This window comes from Spirillospora sp. NBC_01491 (assembly GCF_036227065.1).
In the GTDB taxonomy this organism is placed as follows: domain Bacteria; phylum Actinomycetota; class Actinomycetes; order Streptosporangiales; family Streptosporangiaceae; genus Spirillospora; species Spirillospora xylanilytica.
Window position 1 is genome coordinate 1,935,657 of record NZ_CP109432.1, and the last position, 20,783, is coordinate 1,956,439.

General features: G+C 68.6%; 9 protein-coding genes. 3 read left to right on the top strand and 6 right to left on the bottom strand.

Annotated elements, in window-relative coordinates; genetic code table 11:
- Positions 1 to 68: 68 nt before the first annotated feature.
- The 4 genes from OHA34_RS09430 to OHA34_RS09445 all read right to left on the bottom strand — a co-directional run bounded on the left by OHA34_RS09430 (position 69) and on the right by OHA34_RS09445 (position 10,930).
- Positions 69 to 986, bottom strand: a complete 918-nt coding sequence (locus OHA34_RS09430; RefSeq protein WP_329521367.1) for a serine/threonine-protein kinase — start codon at positions 984 to 986, stop codon at positions 69 to 71.
- An 83-nt stretch (positions 987 to 1,069) separates the two neighbouring features.
- Positions 1,070 to 3,292 (bottom strand): UvrD-helicase domain-containing protein, encoded by a 2,223-nt coding sequence (locus tag OHA34_RS09435; RefSeq protein ID WP_329521368.1) that lies wholly within the window; start codon positions 3,290 to 3,292, stop codon positions 1,070 to 1,072.
- Positions 3,289 to 9,912, bottom strand: a complete 6,624-nt coding sequence (locus OHA34_RS09440; protein ID WP_329521369.1) for a DEAD/DEAH box helicase — start codon at positions 9,910 to 9,912, stop codon at positions 3,289 to 3,291. The genes OHA34_RS09435 and OHA34_RS09440 overlap by 4 nt, the downstream gene beginning before the upstream one ends.
- A 565-nt stretch (positions 9,913 to 10,477) precedes the next feature.
- Positions 10,478 to 10,930, bottom strand: a complete 453-nt coding sequence (locus tag OHA34_RS09445) for an ATP-binding protein (protein ID WP_329521370.1) — start codon at positions 10,928 to 10,930, stop codon at positions 10,478 to 10,480.
- Between the two features lie 310 nt (positions 10,931 to 11,240).
- Here OHA34_RS09445 and OHA34_RS09450 point away from each other — a divergent pair, with 310 nt between their 5' ends.
- From OHA34_RS09450 to OHA34_RS09460, 3 genes are all read left to right on the top strand, one after another.
- Positions 11,241 to 12,101, top strand: coding sequence for a helix-turn-helix domain-containing protein (locus tag OHA34_RS09450; protein WP_329521371.1), 861 nt, complete (start codon positions 11,241 to 11,243; stop codon positions 12,099 to 12,101).
- Positions 12,102 to 12,110: 9 nt separating this feature from the next.
- Positions 12,111 to 12,338 carry a DUF397 domain-containing protein gene (locus OHA34_RS09455; RefSeq protein ID WP_329521372.1) on the top strand — a complete coding sequence of 76 codons (228 nt, stop codon included), beginning with the start codon at positions 12,111 to 12,113 and terminating at the stop codon, positions 12,336 to 12,338.
- A gap of 148 nt (positions 12,339 to 12,486) precedes the next feature.
- Positions 12,487 to 12,684, top strand: a complete 198-nt coding sequence (locus tag OHA34_RS09460; RefSeq protein ID WP_329521373.1) for a DUF397 domain-containing protein — start codon at positions 12,487 to 12,489, stop codon at positions 12,682 to 12,684.
- Positions 12,685 to 12,853: 169 nt separating this feature from the next.
- Here OHA34_RS09460 and OHA34_RS09465 read toward each other — a convergent pair whose 3' ends face one another.
- Both OHA34_RS09465 and OHA34_RS09470 read right to left on the bottom strand, forming a co-directional pair.
- Positions 12,854 to 17,995, bottom strand: coding sequence for a class I SAM-dependent DNA methyltransferase (locus OHA34_RS09465; protein WP_329521374.1), 5,142 nt, complete (start codon positions 17,993 to 17,995; stop codon positions 12,854 to 12,856).
- On the bottom strand, positions 17,992 to 20,766 hold the full coding sequence (locus tag OHA34_RS09470; RefSeq protein ID WP_329521375.1) for a DEAD/DEAH box helicase: 2,775 nt from the start codon (positions 20,764 to 20,766) through the stop codon (positions 17,992 to 17,994). Before OHA34_RS09470 ends, OHA34_RS09465 begins: the two co-directional genes overlap by 4 nt.
- Positions 20,767 to 20,783 lie beyond the last annotated feature (17 nt).

The following is a 20,783-nucleotide window of genomic DNA, read 5'->3' on the forward strand; positions in this document are numbered from 1 at the left end:
GAATGTGGCCGTCGGCGCTGGGAGCAGGTTGCCGAACGGCGGGCGAAGCAGCGGGCGGACGGGTCCTGTCAGCCCGGTAGGGCGGCGACCGCCCGCGCGTACATGTGGACGGGGTCCGTCCCCGCGAGGGTGTGGAAGCCGGGCAGCGGCGGGAGGTCGCGGACGTACGGCAGGAGCGCGGCGAAGACCCGCCCGGCGCCCGCCGGACGGTCGGCGGGGTCCTTGGCGAGCAGGGTGAGGACGAGCCGTTCGACCGGCTCGGGGACGTCGTCGCGGACGAATGCCGGGGTCAGGGCGTCCTCCTCACGATGGCGGGCGATCTCCTCCACCGGCGACTCGTCCTGGAAGACGCGCCGTCCCGTGAGGAGCTCGTAGAGGATGCACCCGACCGAGTACAGGTCACCGCCGACGCCGGCCTTGGTGTGGCCATCGAGTTCGGGGGCCGCGTAGAGCAGGGACCCCGGGATGTCGCCGGGACGGGTGATCTCGGAGAACTCGGCGTACTCCAGCGCGGTCGCCACGCCGAAATCGAGGATCTTCACGGTGGTGTCGGGCGCCAGGACGACATTGGACGGAGTGAGGTCGCGGTGGATCAGGCCGGCCCGGTGCGCCGCGGCCAGCGCCGCGCACAGCTGGGCGCCGATCGCGGCCACCCACGGCACGGGGAGGGTGTCGGCGCCGCGTTCGGCGATCAGGTCGCGCAGGCTCACCGCGTCCGCGACCAGCTCCATGACGATGAACAGGTCACCGTCGCCCAGCTGCCCGAAGTCGTACAGGACGGGGACTCCCGGGTGCCGCAGCCGGGCGAGGACGCGCGCCTCCCGGTAGAAGCGGCGCCGGGCGTCGGCCGGGTCCCCGTTCGCGACGGGCCGGACGAGCTTGATGGCCACGTTCCGGTTGAGCCGGGTGTCGGTGCCCTCCCAGATCTCGCCCATGCCGCCGACGGCGAGCGGCGCCCGCCGCTCGTACCGATCCCCGATGCCCACCGTGCCCCGCCCCCGTCCCCAGCGCTGCGAACGACGATCCCTTCACAGTGTCGCGCCATCTGACACCGCTCTGCACCGTTTTGTCAGGATCGGGGAAGAAAGGGGCTCGGCGTGCCGTGCCAGGAGATCAGCAGCGAGTCCCGGGCGCGGGTGGCGGCGACGAAAAGCAGGGAGCGGGCGCGCTGGAGCTCGCGGCGGTGGGCCGCCGGGTCGGTCCGCTCCCGCTGCCCTGCCTGGGCGTGCGGGACGAGCCCGTCGGCGACCCCGGCGATGATCATGTGCTGGTACTCCAGCCCCTTGAAGCGGTGCATGGTGCCGATGTGCACGACGTCGTCCAGCTTGGGCCCGTCGGGGCCGATGGCGGCGGCACTGATCCCGGCCGTGGCGAGGCGCGACTGCACCTCGTCGACCATGTGCCGCTCCGGGACGCCGATCGCGATGGACGGACTGGACGAGCCGGTCTCCTCGATCAGCTCCGCCACGTGCCCGGCGATGAGGTCCAGCTCGGCGCCCCACGTCGGTGCGGAGCGGAGGGCGGGCCGGGCACCGCGCAGCAGCGAGCGGTATCCGGTCAGTTCGCCGGACTCGTCGTCGAGGTCGTCCCAGGACTCCTCGCCGAGCAGTCGGACCGCCGAGCCGAGGATCTCGTGGGTGGTGCGGTAGCTCAGCGTCAGCCGCGCCGAGCGGCGCCCGCGGATGTTGATACCGAGGCTGCCGAGCGAGACGTAGTTGTTGTAGAGGCGCTGGTGGACGTCGCCGACGAGGAAGATGTCGTTGGGCCCGTCCGGCACCATCGCGCGCAGCATCCGCCAGTGCGCGGCGGCCAGGTCCTGCGCCTCGTCGACGACGATGTGCTCGTAGCGCGGGCGCATCCGGGCGACCGAGGCGTCCTCCCGGTGGATGTTGAGGCCGTCGGCCCGGTGCTTGACGATCCGCGCGGCGCGCTGCTCTTCGAGGCGGGCGGCGCGCTCGGCGACCTGCCGGTAAGTCCACAGGTTCCGCTCGTCCAGCCGCAGCCTGAACTTCTCGACCAGCCGCCAGATCTCGGCCCGCTGGGCGCGGCCGATACTGCGGCCGCGGCCGGCCCTGCGGGCCCGGAAGTAGTCGGTGCGCGAGCCGCCCTCCATGCCGAGGATGACGTGGGTCCACTCGGCGTGCAGGAACTCGGCGTCCCAGGTGGTCTCCTCGTCCAACTCCCGCAGCATGGCGTTCCACTCCTGGATCGCCTTGTTGTCGTCGATCCAGCGGCGCTTGACGCCAGGCTCGGCACGCGCGACGACGTCGGCGGCGAGCTTGTCGATGTTGACGATCTCGACCCGGGCGGCGGTCTCGGCGCCGCCGAGCTCCAGGAGCCGCTTGCGCAGGTCGGCGGCGAGGTTCTTGTTGAACGTGGTCAGCAACACCGGCTTGGTGTCGCCCGGGGGCAGCCGGTCGACCAGGTGCTTGACCCGGTACAGGGCCACGATCGTCTTGCCGGTTCCAGGGCCGCCGCTCACCCGGGCCGATCCCTTCTGTTCCCGCTCGACCAGCTTGCGCTGGGTCGGGTGCAGATAGATCTTCCACTGGCCGAAGTCGTCCTCCAGCACGGCCTGGAGGTCGGTGTCCTCGGTGGTGACCTGGGTGGCCGGACGGGTCAGCGCGGTGGCGTAGTCGCCGGTGTCGACGTCGTCGTCGGCCGCGACGGGCCGGGTGATCTGTTCGAGGACCTCGTCGAAGGTCGTGCCGGCGTACAGCTCCAGCAGCACCTCCTGGGTGAGCGCGGGCGCGAACTCGACGAGCCCGAGCAGTTCCTCTTCCGTGCCGATCTTCCTGATCAGCGGGAGCAGCGGGGCGGCGACGCCGAGGTCGAGGAGCTGCTCGCGGGTGAACGCGGCGAAGAACGGTGCTGGTACGGCGGGTTCGGGCGCGGGGGGCCGCAGCGGGACCGGGGCGGGCGGCCGGGGCGCCGAGACGTTCTCCTCGACGCTGACCAGGTCGACGAACTCGATGGCCCCGGTGACCTCGTTGATCGTGTACTGGTACCGGTCGAGGTTGTCGTAGACGTCCTTGCGGTGCTTGACGGCGACCAGGACGTAGTCGCGGTCGCCGGCGTGCAGGAGCAGCGCGCGATACTCGGCGTTGATGCGGGCGGAGTAGAGCCGCTGGTGGCCCTGGAGCTGCTTGAACCGCAGGCCGGGCGCATGGGGGTCCTTGCGGAACTTGTGCTGGAAGTCGTAGATCGCGCCCTTCACGGCGCGGGGCAGCTTCTTGGCCTCCTTCTCCGCCTTGTACAGCATCCGCAACGTGGCCCCGCCCTGCATGCTCATGTCGTCCCCGTCTCGATGCACTCGGCCAGTTCCGTGATGCTCCACCGGTTCGCCGAGCGGGTGTCCCAGCCCGCCGTGGCGTAGGCGCGGTAGCGGTCGGTCGCCTCCTGGTCGTTGCCGGCCAGCACGACCGCGACCTTGACCTGCGGCCATGCCAGCTCGGCCTGCCAGGCGCCCTCGCCGAGCTCGTAGCCGACCTCGGGGGCCGGCACGCCGCGGGCCATCACGCCGCGGGCGAGCTCCGCCAGGCCCGGCTCGTCGGGATCGAGCAGGTCGAGCACCTGCCCCCAGGCGGCGTCCGCCGCCGGTGCGTCGTCCGCCCGGGTCCGGGTGGACGGTCCGGCGGGCGCCGCTGCCTGCGGATGCGGTTCAGGCTCGGGCTCCGGGGTCGGGGGCTCGGTGTCGTGCCGCGTGGCGGAGCCCTGACCCGGCTGGGACGCCTCGCCTCCCGGGGGAAGGTCCTCCTCGTCCAGGGGCAGCCCGCTGAGCGAGGTGAGCAGCCCGACGCCGCCGGTGATGGCGAGCGCGGACGGGTCGAAGTCGTCCAGGTCGGTGTGGGCGAGCTGGCCGCCGTCGCCCTCGCCGTAGGAGAGGAACTGGAGCAGGTTGCCCCAGTAGAGCCAGCCGTGCCAGCGGCGGCGGTGCGCGTTCTCGTCGACGTCGATGGTGGCGGCGCGGTCGTCGATGACGGTGAAGCCGCTCCACGTCTTGGTGCGGCCGTCCACGACGACGGTGACGGGGCAGCCGCTCGCGTCCTCAGCGCGAATGAGCGCCAGTCCGCCCGTCGGCGGGGTGGGGAGGGGGTCGCCGCGCAGCGCGGCCGTGAGCACGTCGCCGACGCGGTCGGGCCCCGCCTGCCGGACGGCGGCGCCGGGCATGACCAGCCCCGCGACGGCGGCTTCGGCGCGGTGCCGCCACCGGTCGCAGTCGGGGTCGGACAGGAAGGCCAGCAGGGTCTGGATCGGGTTGGCCCAGATCAGCGCGGCCAGCTCGTCGGGGTCGCCCTGCCGGAGGTGGGCCTTGGCCTTGCGTTGCGCGTTGGCCTGGTATGGGGTCCAGGCGGGCGACTCGGGAAACTTGCCGCTCTCCCAGTGCGCGACGTCGTCCCAGGTGAGTTGGAAGACGACACGGCCGTGGGCGCGGAGCCGGGCGCGTTTGGCGGCGTCGCCGGCGAGGCGGTTGGCGCGCGGGGCGGCGTGGTAGTTGTAGCCGTCCAGGTAGACGGCGACCTCCAGCGGGGCCCCGTCGAGCCGCTTGAAGTACACGTCGGGCCGAGTGCCCTTGATGGTGTTCTGCAAGATGACCTGCCAGTGCACGACCTCGTCGCGGGCGGCGATGCGCAGGTCGGCGGTGCGGCGGTCGTTGAGGCGGGGGCCGGAGCCGAAGGCGCGTCCGGTCCCGGGTTTGCCCGCCCAGGCGATGAGGGCCTGGAGGAAGCGCGCCTCCAGCTCGCTCTCGACCTGGTTGACGAGGGAGATGTCGTCGGTGCTGGCGACCGGGGCGGTCGACCAGTCGTCCAGGAGCTCGTCGAGCATCTCGACGGCCAGGCCGCGGTCGGCCAGGTCGAACTCGTCGCCCGGGACGTGCGACAGCAGGCAGCGGTGGCAGGCCGCCTTGCCCTCCTCGTTGCCGCACGGACAGTTGGCCACGAGGTCGCGGGCCTTCTCCAGGACCTCGCGGAACCCCTCCTCGGTGGACATGCGGTGCAGATAGCCGGTGCCGCCGGGGAGGGTGTCGTGCAGCACCAGGAAGCGCCGCCGGTGCCCGCTGTGGTGCAGGTGGTCGGGCATGGTCGCGGTGACGGTGCGCAGGTGCGCGGGGTCGCCGCCGTACTTGGCGGCCACGCCCGCCATGAGCGCCGCCTGGAAGGTGACGGTCCGTTCGGGAATCATCGTGGTGGCGACCGGGACCAGGATCCGCAGCGCCTCGGTGTGCAGCTCGTGCGCGGTGATCAGCGGCTCGTGCTCGACGTCGCCGCCGCGCCGCTGCGGGCACCACGGCCGGTGGTGGCTGTGCGAGGCGTCGTATCCGGACGTCGTCTCTCCGCCGAGCTGCTGAGCGGAGGGGGGCGGCCCGCCGGTGGCGGCGCCGCCGCAGGACGTGCAGACGTGGAACGGGTTGAGGCGCCGCAGGTCGCCGGCGAACGGGTCGCCGGGCGGCCGGTCCATCCGCAGCAGCCCGAGGTTGAAGCGGCGGACGACCGCGCGGCGGGTGAAGTCGACGCCGAAGGTGCGGGTGGCGTGCCGCCACGCGCCGGCGGCGATCTCCTCGCGGGGGATGTCGACGGCGACGGCGGTCTCGTAGTAGGCGCGCTGCCGGTCGTCGTGGTCGTCCCGGATGCGGGCGTCGTCGCGCAGGTCGTGGGCGGTGACGCGGGTCGGGATCAGGACGGTGTGCAGGCCGCTGCGGTCGCCGATCCTCTCGTTGCCGCAGCGCGGGCAGGGGCTGTGGTCCTCCTCCGCCGTGGTGGTGCGGACGTATCCGCAGTCCTGGCACACGCGCCATTTGGAGAAGCTGTGCCGGCCCCGCGCCCCGATGTCGAGCCCGGTGATCTCGTGCCGGTAGCCGCGGATGTAGAAGTGGTTTCCCGGGGCGAGCTCGGTGAGGGCGATCGACGCCGACCGCTTGTATTCGCGGATCTCGCTGTGACGGCGCCGGTCGGCGCGCGGCCGGTCACCCCGTCCGGCCGCCTGCGGCTCGCCGGGAGCGGCGCCGGGCTCGTCGTCGGCGCGTTCCTCCCAGGTGAGGGTGGCCTCCAGGGCGGTGGCGGAGTCGATGAGCGAGTAGTTCGGCAGCAGACCGAGCTCGATCAGAGCGTTGTGGGCGGATTCGCGGCCGATCTCCCCGATGCGGGTCTGCACGGCCCGGCGCTCGGCGCGCAGCTCGCTGCGGCGCCCGCGCTGCTGCTGGTCGGAATCGATCATCGCGGCGATCGCCGCGTCGATCACTTCGATCCGCGCGTGCAGGTCGGCGAGGCGGTCGTCCCAGATCCTCCGGGCCCGCGCGACGGCCTCCTCGATCCCGGCGGCGGCGAACGCGCGGAGCCGCTCGGCGGCCTCTTCGGTGACACCGGTCTCGGCGTCACCGAGGGCGAACAGCGCGAGGAAGGCCTGCGCGCGTTCGGCGCCCCCGGCGAGCGCGGCGCCTGTGAACGCGGCCAGCCAGCCGGACTCGCCGAACAGCGCCGACGCGGTCCCGGGCATCGCCGGCACGCCGTGGAAGCGCTCGCGGGCGGCGAGGTCGACCAGGTGCGCGAAGTACTGGCGTTGCAGGATCTCCACCGCGGACAGGTAGCAGCCCGGCGGGACGATGTCGCCCGCGATCATGTCGGTGGGGTCGGCCAGGTAGTAGCGGTCGCGGGGCTTGCGGCCGATGAGGGTCAGTACGAACGCGTTGCCCGTCTTGCGTCCGGCGCGCCCCACCCGCTGCACGTAGTTGGCGGGCGAACGGGGCAGCGAGGCGAGGACCACGGCGGACAGCTCACCGATGTCGATGCCGAGTTCCAGGGTGGGGGTGCAGGCCAGCACGTTCGGATCGCTGTAGCGGTGGCCGCGGAACTGCCGCTCGACGGTCTCGCGCTGCTGCCGGGTGAGCGCGCCGGTGTGCTCGGCGGTGATGACGCTGAACGGTTCGCCGCTGCGGTAGAGGCGCCGGTAGTAGTCGCGCTCGTAGCGGTCGTCGACGCACGCCTCAAGGTGTCCGGTGCACCGGTAGCGCGGGCATGGAGCCTGCGCCCATTCCTGTATCCGTGCCGGGTGGACGGTCTGCTTCCAGTTGCAGACGGGGCAGCGGACCCCGGACTCCTCGACGATCCGGTCGCCGAGCCTCCGCACCTGGATGTGGCCGGGCAGCAGCCCGTACACGGCGGTGGCGCCGTCAGCCGCGGTGCGGCGCGCGATCACGTCCTCGTCGGTGAGCAGCTCCAGCAGCCGTCCGAGGTAGTGCGTGGCGTGGTCGGAGTCGAGCCCGAGGCAGCGGGCCGTCCAGTCCTGGAACCAGCCCTGCCGCCCGGTGATGGCGTCGAACTCGCTGCCGGTCTTGCGCGCCCCGAGGACGAAGCGCGGAGCGGGCAGTCCCCTCGGGAACGCGGGCAGCCCGTCGGGGCGCCTGCCCCAGATGGTCATGTAGCGCTTGGTCCCGGCCCCGCCGATCCACGGGTCGAGCCAGTGGTGCTTGACCGCGCCGCGCATCCGCATGCGTTCGAGCAGGCCCCGCACGTACGCGACGTACCGCTCGTGGTCGGGCAGCGCGGTGAGCGCGGCGGGTCCGCTGATGTGCAGGTCGCGGGCGAGGACCGCGACATGGTGGATGTCCTCGACGGCGACCTCGGCCGCGACGGTGCGGGTCAGCTCCAGGGTGCGGCCCTGACGGGACCGCAGCCCGAACTCCATGACGGCGGCGAACGCCAGCCGCTCCCCGATCAGGTTCCAGGTCTTGGCCGAGCCCTCGCTCTCACCGGCGAGCAGCGCGTCGACGTCCTCGCGGTCGTGCAGGTCGGGCGGCACCACCGAGGGAAGGTAGACCGGGTCGCTGGCCTCCTTCACGGTGTCGGAGATCAGCTCGTGCAGCGGCTTGGGCCCGTCGGAGTCGTCGAGCTGGGACGCAAGCAGCAGCCGCAGCGAGAAGCCGTACGACCGGTTGGCGACGAACCCGGCCCGGTGCGCGGCGTCCTGCACCGAGTCGTTGAACAGCAGGGTCTTGCGCTGCCTCCCGGCGAGCTGCCCGCCGGTGAACAGCTCGGTGACCGACACCGAGGCCAGCGCCGCCAGCCCGGAGCCGAGGAAGCGCGTCCCCTGGTCCATGTTGCAGGCGGGGCACCGGTCGTTCTTGGCGTGCCGGTAGCCGTCCTTGGTGTGGCTGAGGTCGGTGAGGACGAAGACGTCGCGGAAGTCGCTCTTCTTCGACCGGGCCAGGTCCACCGACGGGTCCAGCGGGCGGACGCGGTGCCCGTTGTCGGTCAGCACCGCGACGTTCGGGCCGGGCTTCCCGGCGGCCTGCGCCTCGACCTCGCTCTCCGTAGCGGTGATCAGGGGGCGCACGAGCCGCTTGTCGGCGATGCCCGCCCGGTAGATCCGGATCGGATCGGTGACGAGGTCCTGCGGGTCCTGCTCCGGGGAGATCGCGGCCCAGCCGGACCGTCCGCAGTGCCGGCAGTACATCGCGGGCAGCATCTCCCGGCCCGCGCCCGCCAGCGTCGTCTCGGCGTCCAGCGGCGGCGGCGCCTCCCCCGACCAGCCGAAGCCGGGCCGGGGTCCGACCACGCGCAGCAGCCGGGACACCGACCGCACCCACAGGTGCGTCTCGACGTGCAGCAGCGGACGCTCGTCCGCGTCCGGGTTCGAGGCGGTGTCGGGGTCGCGGGCCTCCGACAGCAGCGCCACGAACCGCGCCAGCGCCGCCGCGGCGTGGGCGGGCGTGAGCCGGACGACCTTGCCCCAGCTGTAGGCGCCCCTGAGCGGCAGGAGTTCGAGGATCTCCTCGAAGGTATGCGGTTCGCCGCCGAGGACCTTCAGGACGGCGCTGGTGAGGATGTGCCGGCGGAGCTCCCGGCCGAGTTCCTGCCTGGTGAGGTCGCCGCGCCCGACGACCGCCTCCATGATCTGGGCCATGGCGCCGGCGTCGCCGTGCGGGTCGGGGATGCTCGACAGCTCCTGCGGGTGGGGCAGGGGCAGCGTGTAGTCGATGTCCTCGTCCCCGATGAACTCCTCGGGAGACAGCCGGTCCTCGCCGATCACCGACTCGGCCGGGAACGGCGTCCCGAAGACGGTCTCGGCGACCCTGCGGATGGCGGCGCCGTCACCGCCCTCCCCCAGCGTCGCGCTGGTCGCGACCGGGCAGATCCGGCCGAGCGGACGTCCGGGCTCGCTGTGCCCGGTCGCCGCCGCGAGCCGGCGGAGGAGCATCGCCACGTCGGTGCCCTGCGCGCCGTCGTAGGTGTGGAACTCGTCGACCACCACATGCGCGATGTCGGCGCCGTCCCAGAGGGGGAGGTCGCCGGAGCGCTGGAGGAGGAGGTCGAGCATCTTGTAGTTGGTGATCAGGATGTCCGGCCGCAGCCGCCGGATCTCCTTCCGGTTCGTCGCCACGCGCGGGTACCCGGTATCGGGGGTGTCGCCGATGTAGAGCCCCGCGCTCACCTCCTCCAAACCGGGCTTCTGGAGGTAGTCGTTGATCCGCTTCGCCTGGTCGGTGGCCAGGGCGTTCATCGGGTACAGGAGGATCGCCTTGACGCCGGTCCGGCCCTGCCTGCGCTGCCTGCGGCAGTGGTCGAGCACCGGGATCAGGAACGACTCGGTCTTGCCCGACCCCGTCCCCGTGGTGATCAGCGTCGGCTCGGCGTCGCCGTTGAACGTGCTGAGGCGCTCGAAGGCCCGCACCTGGTGCCGGTACGGCGAACGGAAGGTGGACGGGGCCCACTCCAGCAGTTCGCGCCACCCATCCTCGGCCTTCCGGAACGGCGTCCGGATGCGGAGGAAGGGGCCGCGGAAGATGCCCTGCTCGCGATGGTTGAGGAACTTCTCCAGCCCATCGCGCACATCGTCGTCGGCCAGCGCGAACGTCGTGGTGAGGTACTGCGTGATGTTCTGCCGGACCTCCTCGGCGGCAAGCGTCGGCCTCATCCACACACCCTTCGCGTCATCCCGCCACCGTATAGGCGGTCAGGGCATCGCGAAGATCTGTTCGGAACGCTCTGACCGTCATCGGTCAACCGGTGCGGAGAACGGCCTCCACCATGCTCGTCTCGAAGCCTCCCGGCAGAGGCCAGTACTCTCTGGCCGCGTTGAGCTTGGCGGCCCCCGCCCCCACAGGGGGTGCAGGGGCGGGGGCCTCTTCCCAGGGCACTGCCAGCGGCATGGGGAGTTGCGCGGGCAGGCCCCGGGGCTACGGGCGGGCCCTGCCCGGGATGGAGGCCCGGGGCATGGGGGGCCGCCAGCCCGCCCGTAGCGTCTTAGGGGCGGCAGCCGGTTCTTGGACGGCGGCCATGGCGCGGACAGAAGTCGTCGCTGTCGGCGACACGCGCGATGTGATCGGGGGCGGTGTCCCACCGGTGCATGGCGCGGGCGAGCAGCCGAAGCGCGAAGAACGTCCACAGCCCGCCGTCCCCGTCTCGACGGACGAACTCAGCAGCGCACTGATCGCCGTCGCAGGTGATCACGGTCGATGCCGCCCGTGTGTGCGCCGACATCAGAACTCGACCTCGAACCACACCGTCCGGCCGGCGTCGTCCGCGCGCGTGCCCCAGGTATCCGCGAGCGCTTCGACGATCATCAGCCCCCGCCCGGACGTGGCGTCCAGGGGGACGTCATCGCGGACGTGAGACAACCCCTCGGCCGACGCGGTTCCGGCATCGATGACCTCGACGCGCACCGAGTTGGGTCGACGGACCAACACGATCGTGATCGCGCCGTCCCCGTGCAGCACCGCGTTCGTGATCACCTCTGACGCGCACAACAGCAGGTCGTCGACCGCATCGGCCGCTATGGACAGAGGATGCGCGATCCTCGCAGCGACCACGTCGGCGATCCACTTACGCGCACGCGGGACCTCATGACGGTCGGGCGCGATGTTCAGCACGCCGAAGATCACTCCGCCGTCTTCGCGCACTGCGGGGAGACCGGGTGTGGCATCCATGCTCATGCCACCCACCAGGTGGTCTGGCCGCACACCTGCGAGTTATCGCAGGTGATCCGCAGGCCGTCGAGATTCCCGTGCAGCGGCCTCGCCAGTGGATCGAAGTATGCGTCCATGTGCGTGCGGTCGTTCGTCGCCGGAGCTTCAAGTGTCACCCTTGATCACCCACCGTGGTCTGGTCGCGCCGAGATCACGCGCACATGTCCGTGTCCGCCTGCACACCGTCCGTGATGCTGGCATGCTGACCTCCGCCAACCTTGCGGGTGGGACACTGTATTTGGCAAGTTCCCACTGGCAACTTCCCGAAAGGAGAGCAATGTCCAGTCGTCCCGGGCCCACCGTCCGTGCGCGTCGACTCCGATACGAGTTGAGGCGACTACGGGAGCAGTGCGGACTGACCATCGATCAAGTGGCCGAACGGGCCGAGGGGGACTTCGGCTCGTCGACGATCAGTCGATGGGAGACCGGAGATCGCAAAATCCGTCCCACTGACCTGCGGGTCCTGCTCGACATCTATGCGGTGGACGACGCGAAGCGCGAGGTTCTCCTCACGCTCGCCCGTGAGACGAGACAGCGCGGCTGGTGGCACTCGTACGGCAAGGCAGTGCCGGACTGGTTCCAGTTCTTCGTCGGCCTGGAGAGCGGTGCGGCATCCATCCGCACATATGCAGCCGAACTGATCCCCGGACTACTTCAGACCGAGAGCTACCACCGCGCATTCCTGGGGGCGGCGCCTGCCGCCGGCAACGAAGAAGAGATCGCTCGCAAGATCGCCGTACGGACGGCGCGACAGGAGCGGTTGGCGGACGACAGTCCGATAGAGCTGTGGGCCATCCTCAACGAGGCCGTGATCCGCCGTGTCGTCGGCAGCACCGAGACGATGCGCGAGCAACTGCACCACGTCGCGGACATGACCGACCTGCCTCACATCAGCATTCAAGTGCTCCCGTTTCGCGCGGGCGCACACCCCGCCATGGACGGATCGTTCACCATCCTGGGGTTCCCGGAGGCATTCGACCCAGATGTGGGGTACCTGGAGAACCAGACCGGCAGCCTCTATCTTGAGGAGGAACATCAGGTACGGCGCTATAAGCTCATACATGAGCACCTGGTCGCGAAAGCTCTCGACCCGGACGAATCCCGAGCCCTGCTGACCCGAGCAGCAGACGAACTATGAGGCAGGACAATGGACCGGACGAGGCACGCGGACGTTGCAGACGCTGACCTGTCCCACACTGTGTGGCGCAAGAGCCGTCGGAGCAACAACGGCGGCGAGTGTGTCGAGGTCGCCGACCTCGCAACGGGCATCGGCGTAAGAGACAGCAAGAACCCGGGCGCAGGCCACCTCACGTTCACCCCGGACACGTGGGCAGCATTCACCGTCGCAGTGAAGCAGGGCCAGCACGACCGCTAAGCGGCCCCCGCTCCCCGACCGGCACGTGGTCACGTTTGACCACTTGCGGGCCATAATGCACAGCCCGGACCGGTCGGCGGTGCTCATGACAGCGCTCGCACTAGACTTGACCTAGACGTAGCCGACGACGCCCGAAAGCGTGGGCCCGATGAACCTGAACGATGCCGCATGGCGCAAGAGCAGCCGAAGCGGCAACAACGGTGGCGACTGTGTCGAAGTCGCCGACCTGGCAACAAGCGTCGGCGTACGGGACAGCAAGAACCCAGACGCCGGCCACCTCACGTTCGCCCGGGACACGTGGGCGGCGTTCACCGTCACAGTGAAGCGCGGCAAGCACGACCGCTAGCCGGACTCCCCCCTCTCCTCGATCAGGCTCCAAAGAGCCCCTCCCCAGGGGGCTCTTTTTGCATCCAACCCACCCTTACGAGCATCCTCACCCTGCCAAGCGTGGTAACTCACCGTCCGCCGACACACTCCAACATCGTCTCAGTACGTAGCGACGACACAACCTCGGGTCACGAGGACAAGCCTCCGCCGTCCGGCGCCCACCCCTCAGCCTTCGCCCGCTCAAGCCGCTCCAAGAACACCGCATGCGCCTGCCGATACTCCGCCTCGCGGTCCGCCCTATAGAACGGCCTCTCGTAACCCTCGGGCGCCATCACCATTTCGGGATCACGCAGATATGATTGAAGGCTTTCATAATCCTCCCCTCTCTGCTTGGAGCCATACGAGTTCCAGTTAGCTGCGATCTTTGCGCCGCTCGCATCGAACCACATCGCGGACTCATATCCGAACAACTGCGGAAAACGTGCACGGTAAATAGCACAGAGTTGCTCAGCCGATAGCCCCAACCAAACTGCCACCAATGCATCGATCTCCACGAGTGCAGCTCGGCGTTCAAACTCCGTGCGCAGGGGTGTATTTCCTGCCCATTTTCCGGTGACCGTTCCCAACCTCGTCAGCCCAGGCCAAGGGAATACCCAATCCTCCGTTTGCCAATCCCGACAATAAAGCGTCTCCCACAGATTCGAATATGCCTTAGTTAGACAATTTAGCCGCAATGATCGAACCATCAATGATTTCGCCAAAACATGGCTTACCTCTGGGGCTGGCATTGAACGAGCCGTTCCAGAATCCAAATTACTGACTCCGGAAATTCGAAGCAAGTAATCCACAGGAAGTGCGGACCAAAAACCGCCAACAAGTGCCGTCAATTCATCGCTATCCATCGCCATACTTCGGATCCCATGAATATGTGCGGGCCCTGGAGGATAAATGGCAGGAAATAGACTCCTATCAGTATCTCCCGGTATCATCTGCCGCCACGCCAGCCGATAGAATTCAGTATACGGACGAAGAGATTCATTTCTCCTAAAAGTGTCGACCATCTCGATAGACACCTCGGAAAGTGATATCGCTTGATCTTGGGCAATCTGCTCGCGCAGCGCTTTCATTTCCTCAGGCTGGGCAGCCAGAAAATCATTATACCGCTGGCGATCAAGCCAAAGGTCTTGGGCCCGACGATAAATGTTCCAGTCAGTTGCACGCATATACTCAGATCGAGGCAAAGCATCCTCGCACAAAGAGGACAAATCTTGAGGACGCCCCTTGATTCCCGTACTTGAAGGCTGCTTAAAAAAAGGCGTGGCAACTCCAATTTGCGCACCCTTGAGAATGACATCAGACCAATATTCAGGGTCAAAGAGTTCCCATCGAATTAGCCCGGCCTCCTTCGCGCCCTTCTCATGGTAGCCCGAGCTAATCTGGGGACTAAATTCCGCCAAGCGATGTCGAATTCTCCCAAGAGCATCAATCGCATCTTGCTCATCTGTGCTCACTGGATATAGAAGCTTAGCCTCCTCGGCGGACACCGATTCCCCGGTGACCTGTCGCCATTTATCCAACACTCCCCGATTGACGGTAATGACCCTTGCAGCATGTGGACGCTCATCCCAGCCACCGCCGTACTTAATCCCCGGCAAGGATCCCGACCCGTCGTGATCGAAGGATTTCAGGAGAGCGGCAGGACTAAACAACCAACTCAAATGATAAAACTCAATTTCCCGATCCACGCCGTAGATATGAACACCGAAATGGGAGCTGCGGTTCACAGGTGGTGGAAAGAAACGATTTCCCGCATTAACAAAGTCTGCATGAATGCGGAGCCTTCTATAGGCGGCAGCGCGCAGACTCTTTTCTCTGTCCCCAGTAAGGTGGGTATCAGGATGCAATAGGCCCACCACCCCGCGTTTTCCGATATTGCTCCAAGTGCGCACCATAAACGCTCGATAAAGGTCCGGCTGAGTCCCTGCTAGTTGCGGATAGGCGGAGATTGATCCAATGAAGCTCCCAGCTGCCGACTGAGCCGCCAGCTCTCCTAGCACAAAGTTCCATGTCGACAAGTCATCAAGCACTGTCGACTTACGAACTCTCCACTCAGATACATGTGGTTTGTCCGCCAGAGCAAACCAAGGTTCAGATTCGGCGAGCACTGCACCTTCTTCCCATGTTGGTCTGACCCATGGGGGATTTCCTGCCTGGAGGTCGAAGCCACCCTTCTTGAAGACCTGGGCGAACTGGAGTTCCCAGTGAAAGAAGCCCTGCTGCTCCGCGATGTCCTCGACCGTGTTCAGCCACGGGTAGCGTTCGCCTAGCTTGAGCTCGTTGTCCATGCCCATCCAGGCCGGGAGCTGCTCCTCGTGGTCGCCAAGCGCAGCCAGCGATGCGAAGTGGGCGCCGAGGGAGTCCTCCGGAATGTCGGACGTGCCGAGTAGAGACTCGGCGAAGTCGAGCCAGTCGTCGAGGTCGGCGAGCGGGACCACTGAGCGCCGCTCTACCCGCTGCGGCTTTCGGTTCGACTTGGGGCGGGGCTTCGGTGGTGCGATCGGGATCTGGACGGATTCCTCGCCGAAGAGGGATTCGGCCGCCCATGTCTGCGGGAAACCGGCCGGCTCCGGATCGGGAACCTCTGCCGGGTTTGAGGTGCCCGGGAGGGTGTCGAGCACTCTGTCTTTCAGGCGCTCGTAGTCTTCGGCGGAGCCGTCCAGGAGTCCGGCCTTGTCGAGCGGCCAGAACCAGAGGGCGCACCAGGCGTTCATCAAGGTCTTGAGCCGCCAGTACGGCGTTCCAACAGCAGTCAGATCTTCGAGAATCTGCTCACGAGATACCACCTCGTCCTTCGATTCGCGAAGGTTCTCGGCTCCCCAGACATTAATGCGACGGCTGATGTCTTGTTCCGAAAGCTTCAGGCGCTCGATGACCAGGCCCCACAGGTACTCGGCACGACGGGAGAGTCCTTGGAGGCGCTGGACCTGGGTGTGCTTCTGTCCTTGCCTCTTCTTGGTGGACGGGTCCTTGAGAAGCTTCTTGCGCCAGTCCCCCAGACGCTTCGCGTCCTCGGGGGCGAGTGCCTTGGCCTCCTTCTCCCCTGCCACCGCGCCCCAGCCCTGGGCGGGCAGGAGGAAGTGGTGAATGCGTCCCTCGGGGATCGGGCCGTCGCGGAAGGGAACGTCCTCGGGCGCGGTCTTGAGCCAGGCCCTCTGCTTGAGGTGCTCCGGCCCGTACAGGCGGCGGCCCGCGCCGATGAGGGAGTTGCCGCGCCGTAGGTGCAGGCCGAACCAGGGGGCCTGGAGGCCCGGGTACATGACGTTCAGCCAGAGGGAGACCTCGGCCAGCTCTACGGCGGTCTCGTTGAGGTCCACTCCGTAGGAGTTGTGCAGGGCGATGTACGCCTTGACCTTCTGGAGTTCCTCCGCGTAGAGCTCGGGTTCAAGGGCGTGGCTCAGCTCGACCTGGCGACGCTTGAGGTACTCGGCGGCCACCTGGTTGATGGCCTCGTTGAGGAACGCGCCGGAGCCCAGGGCGGGTTCGCAGATCGTCCAATCGAGGATCTCGCGGGCCTGGGTGGTCGAACCGTCCTGGTCGAGCCGTTCGCGCAGGGCGAGCTGCACCGTGACCTGGGTCAGCGACTCGGGCGTGTAGTACGAGGCGCTGGTCTGGCGGTCGCGGCCGGCGAGGCGGTAGACGAACGAGCCTGGGCGGTACCTGACGCGGTCGTCGGTCTTGAAGCCGTTCTCGTCGATGCGGAGGACGAAGACCGAGTCCTCGTAGTCGTCCACCTTGGACGAGGGGATCATCCAGGAGCCGTCCTTGGGGTCGCCGTTCTTGGCGACCTCGTACAGCTCCTCCTTGGCGATGAACCCGGTGTAGGACATCAGGCCCTCGTACACCGCGCCGAGCTGGTTGATGCCGAGTTGCGCGTACGAGATGAACCCGCCGCGCTCGCGCCGCTTGCCCTTGGAGAGCATGAGCAGGCGGAGCACCTTGTGCAGGGTCTCGTTGCGGAGGCGGGTGTCGATCCGGGGCAGGTCCTCGTCGTACTCGTCCGGCTCGGCCGTGGCGTCGCCGATGAGGCGGGTCCGGGACGGGTCGAACAGGTCGGCCTTCAGCGGTTCGAAGCGCAGGCCCTCGCCCTCGGAGCGGAGCGGCGCGTTGTCGCCGCGCGGGTTGTGGCCCTTGTTCACCATGCGGAACAGCAGGTCGAGCGACTCGTACAGGTGGACGCTGCGGCGCGACTCCTCCGAGACCAGGTCGCGGACGATCAGGTCGCCGAGGCGAGCCATGCTATAGCCCTTGACGTAGGCCTCGTCGTCGGTGGGCAGGATGCCCAGCTCGGGACGGGCCTCGGCGTACAGCAGGAACAGGATCCGGTAGAGGTAGCGCAGCGATTCGCGGCCGAGCTCCTTGGCGAACGCGCCGGGCTCCATGATCTCTTCGGGGCGGACGCCCTGCTCGCGCATGCGGGCGAGCACCTCGTTGGCGATGATCTCGACGGAGTCGCGGAGGCCCTCGCGCAGCTCCTTCGACACGCCCACGGCGTGCTGGCGGGAGCCGTTGAGGAGTTCGGCGAGGGGTTCGGTGCCGCCCTCTTCGGGGGGCAGGAGCGAGCCGGCGCCGAACAGGGCGGCGATGACCTCGATCTCGGCGGAGTTCGCGGTGCTGCGGCCGAGAGCGACGTCCAGGCTGACGGCGAGGTAGCGTCCCTCGCCCCAGGTGAGGCGGTCGGCGAGGATGACGACGCCGCCGCACAGGATCAGGATGTAGCGGGGCGGTTCGTCGGTCGCGAACAGCCAGGACGCGAGCTTGTCGCCGGTCCTGATCTGGGTGAGGTTGTCGGTGTCGACCGGAGTGAGGAGCCTTCCGGCCTGGTTGCGGTCGAGGGCGGCGTCGACGTCGGGCGCCCAGCCGCATTCGATCGCGATGACACTGGGGCGCTCGGCCGGTTCGGCGTGCGCGACGGCGACCTCGTACTGCTTGCCCGAACGCTCGACGGTCAGCGTGCGCGGCGCGGCGTCGAATGTGAGCGCGCGCAGCACCTGGCCGTGCAGCTCGTGGAGGTTCTTCTCCCACTCGGCGAGATTGCGGGCCCGGCCGGTCTCGCGGATGGTCTCCAGGGCGTCGGCGAAGTACGGGCGCTCCTTGAAGTAGTCGCGTTTGAGGCCGCGCAGGCCGCTGCGGGGCGTCGGCTTCTCGTCCTTCTCCGCCTCGGTCCAGCGGGAGAGCAGGCCGTCGCTCTTCTTCAGGTCCTTGGGCAGGATCTCGGCCAGGTAGTGGGCCGAGAAGTAGTCGCCGCGGTTGACGATCGAGTCGTAGGTCATGCGTCCCCCTCAAGCACGGCCAGAATGCGCAGCAGCGGTTCCCCTGTGGTCTCCATGCTCTGGAGCAGCCGCTTCTGCTCTGCGACGGTGTCGTGCACGGCGCCGCGTCTGCGTCCGCCCTGCGGGCTGCCGGTGATGTTCTCCAGGCTGGCCCGTTCCCACAGTTCGAGCTGCCCGTCGTAGTCGCGGAGCGGCTTGGCGACGACGTCGTCGTACCGGTCGCGCCGCTCGTCCAGGTGGCGGCGGGCGGCCTGGACGGCGGGCTCGATGAGCGGCGTCAGGCCGGCGAGGTCGGCGGGACGGTTCGTGTTGATCATCCCGGGGCCGACCCCGGCCTCGGCGAGCACCTCGGTCATGTCGCCGACGACCGGGGCGCCGGGCAGGCCGCTGACGGCCATCCACTCGACGACGGTCGGCTGGCCGAGGGCGTTGGAGTAGATCCCCTGGACGAGGAAGGTGGGCTCGGCGACCTTCGCGGCGATGACCGGGGCCTGCCTCCGGACGAGCTGCACCTGGACCTTGTCGACCAGCCACTCGACCATCGGGTGCAGGTCCGACAGGTAGCCGATGTCGGGCCAGAGCGTCTTGGTCCTGCGGGCCTCGTCCAGCTTGCGCTGGGCGAGCGGGCGGTCGAAGGTGACCTTCATCCGTTCGGCGATCTTGTGCTTCTTCAGGTAGGAGGCCGGGAGCGCGTTCAGCCGGTACAGCAGGTCCTTGGGCGGCTCGAAGGCGAGCATCTGACCGTCGTCGTCGATGCGAAGGTCGGCGCAGACCGTGTGGAGGGCCTCGCGGACGAACTCCTCGGTCGAGCCGAACAGCCTGGGCACCTCGGCCCGTTCCGGTTCGGTGCGGGCCTCCCCTTCGACGCCGCCGAGCAGGTCGGCGAGGAAGTCGACGGGCGGGGCCTCGTCGAGGGACTCCTCGACGGACTTGCCGGCGAGGAGGTCCTTGATGAGCCGGTCCTCCTCCTTCTTGGCGGTGAACTCGCGGGTGACCGCCTCGGCCGTGCCGAGGCTGCGGTGCGCCTGCTCCTCGCGGTGGAGCAGCTTCAGCGCGACGGTGGTGTCGTCCAGGGCGCCCTCGACCTCCGAGGTGAGCACGAGCGCCCGGAACTGCGGCTCGTGCTCCTGCCCGTAGCGGTCGATGCGGCCGTTGCGCTGCTCGATGCGGATGAGGCTCCACGGCAGGTCGTAGTGGATCAAGTGGTGGCACTGCCGGTGCAGGTTGACGCCCTCGGAGGCGACGTCGCCGGTGAACAGCAGCCGCACCTTGCTGTCGGCGAGCGAGAAGTCCTCGACGATCTCCTGCTGCTGGACGTCGGAGTAGCCGCCGTGCATCGTCTTGACCTGGCCGTCGCCGAGGCCGAGGGCCGCCGGGACGGTCGCCGCAAGCCATTCGAGGGTCGGGACGCTCTCGGAGAACACCACCGCGCGGGTGGTGCCGTTCTTCTTCACCCCGATCTTCTTGAGCTCGTCGATCAGCGCCGTGCGTTTGGCGGAGTCGGTGTCGCCCATCTCCCCGACGAGGGCGGCCAGGTCCTTCAGGGCGTCGATCTCGGCCTGCTCGGTGGCGTTCTTCAGCCGCTTGCCGACGGTGGTGCCGAGCGCGACGTGCGAGGACAGGAACGCCTTGGCGAGCGTGTAGGGGAACAGGCGGCGGTCGCGGTCGACCACCGATCCGCCGGGACGGTCCGGGCGGGGCAGCCAGACGTCGGCCAGCTCGGCGAAGATCGCCTCTTCCTTCGCGGTCGCTGCGGCGGGGAGCGGCACCGACGGACCCCGGCCCGGCCACTTGCCGCCGATCTGGTCGCGCACCTCTTCGCTGATCTTCGTGCGGCGGAGGTAGAGGTGGTCGATGTCGCCGGCCGAGTACTGCTTGGGGTCGGCGATCGCGGCAGGGTCGAGGAGCGCGATCAGCTCGGCGAACGACGTGGCGTCGCCGTTGTGCGGGGTGGCGCTGGCGAGCAGCAGCGCGTCGGTGTGCGCGGCGAGCAGCCGGGCCAGCTTGTTGCGGAGGTTGCCCTCGTTGATGAGGTTGTGGGACTCGTCGATGACGACGGCGTCCCAGTACATGTTCTCCAGGTGCTGGCCGTACTTGCCCTGGTTCTTCAGGGTGTCGACGGACACGATGACGCGCTTGAAGTACAGGAACGGGTTCCGTCCGGCCGGGATGTCACGCTGGATCCGCTCGATGCCGACCGAGTCGAGCCGGACGAGCGGGATCGCGAACCGCGTCCACAGTTCGTGCTGGAACTGCTCCAGCACCTGCTGCGGCGTGACGACCAGGATCCGCTCGCCGCGGCCCCGGCGGATCAGCTCGGCCAGGACCAGCCCGATCTCCAGGGTCTTGCCGAGCCCGACGACGTCGGCGAGCAGGATGCGCGGGCGCAGCCCCTTGAGCGCCAGCTCGGCCGGACGCTGCTGGTAAATGAGCGGGTCGAGCAGGAACCGGTCGGTCAGCGCAAGCCGCCGCTCGGACTGCGGCAGCGGGGTGCGGCGCAGCACCGATTCCAGGTACAGCCGGCTGCGCGCGAACGCCGAACTGGTGTCGGCGACCAGTTCGGTGTCCTCGGGACGGAGCTGGACGACCGTGTCGATCTCGGTGAAGAACACCGCGTCCTCGTCCCGCACGAACTCCGAGACGCCCACCGCACTGATCTTGAAGCTGTCGCGGCGGATGGGGGTGCAGGTGCGCACCATCCACTCGGCGTCGCGGACCTCGATGCGCGCGCCCGGCGCGTAGGGGGTAGGGGCCGCCTCGGTGAGCGTCACTCCTGGGACTCCTTCGT

What these genes read in the sequence shown, in the direction of transcription:
- OHA34_RS09435 (WP_329521368.1), bottom strand. Translation starts at nt 3,292, where the DNA reads ATGAGCATGCAGGGCGGGGCCACGTTGCGGATGCTGTACAAGGCGGAG.
- OHA34_RS09465 (WP_329521374.1), bottom strand. Translation starts at nt 17,995, where the DNA reads ATGACCTACGACTCGATCGTCAACCGCGGCGACTACTTCTCGGCCCAC.
- OHA34_RS09455 (WP_329521372.1), top strand. Translation starts at nt 12,111, where the DNA reads ATGGACCGGACGAGGCACGCGGACGTTGCAGACGCTGACCTGTCCCAC.
- OHA34_RS09460 (WP_329521373.1), top strand. Translation starts at nt 12,487, where the DNA reads ATGAACCTGAACGATGCCGCATGGCGCAAGAGCAGCCGAAGCGGCAAC.
- OHA34_RS09440 (WP_329521369.1), bottom strand. Translation starts at nt 9,912, where the DNA reads ATGAGGCCGACGCTTGCCGCCGAGGAGGTCCGGCAGAACATCACGCAG.
- OHA34_RS09450 (WP_329521371.1), top strand. Translation starts at nt 11,241, where the DNA reads ATGTCCAGTCGTCCCGGGCCCACCGTCCGTGCGCGTCGACTCCGATAC.
- OHA34_RS09445 (WP_329521370.1), bottom strand. Translation starts at nt 10,930, where the DNA reads ATGAGCATGGATGCCACACCCGGTCTCCCCGCAGTGCGCGAAGACGGC.